1 protein-coding gene is annotated in these 504 nt (G+C 64.9%); it reads left to right on the top strand.

The genetic code is table 11. The features are described 5' to 3' along the window. Positions 1-493, top strand: a 493-nt coding sequence (locus RCG67_RS17545) for a PrpF domain-containing protein (protein WP_368828111.1), incomplete at its 5' end; no start/stop codon positions are given. Positions 494-504: the final 11 nt, after the last annotated feature.

Genomic DNA, 504 nt, shown 5'->3' with positions numbered 1-504 from the left:
CGATGCGCTGCTGATGCGCGTGATCGGCTCGCCCGATCCGTATGGCAAGCAGATCGACGGCATGGGCGGTGCCACCTCCAGCACCAGCAAGTGCGTGATCATCTCCACCGCCTCGGTGCCGGACCACGATGTGGACTACCTGTACGGCCAGGTCTCGATCGACACCGCCTTCGTCGATTGGAGCGGCAACTGCGGCAACCTCAGTACGGCAGTGGGTCCGTTCGCGATCGCCAATGGGCTGATCGATCCGGCCCGGGTGCCGCGCGATGGCCTGTGCACCGTGCGCATCTGGCAGGCCAACATCGGCAAGACCATCATCGCCCACGTGCCGATGCGCGATGGCGAAGTGCAGGAGATCGGCGATTTCGAGCTGGATGGCGTGACCTTCCCGGCCGCCGAGATCCAGCTGGAGTTCATCGATCCGTCCGATGACGGCGATGCGGGCGCGATGTTCCCGACCGGCAACCTGGTCGACACCTTGGACGTGCCGTAAACGTTGGGCAC

The organism is Kocuria cellulosilytica, from assembly GCF_040981245.1.
Classification (GTDB): Bacteria; Actinomycetota; Actinomycetes; order Actinomycetales; family Micrococcaceae; genus Kocuria; species Kocuria cellulosilytica.
The sequence above is the reverse complement of the archived record's forward strand: the minus strand, read 5'-3'. Positions and strand labels throughout refer to the sequence as shown.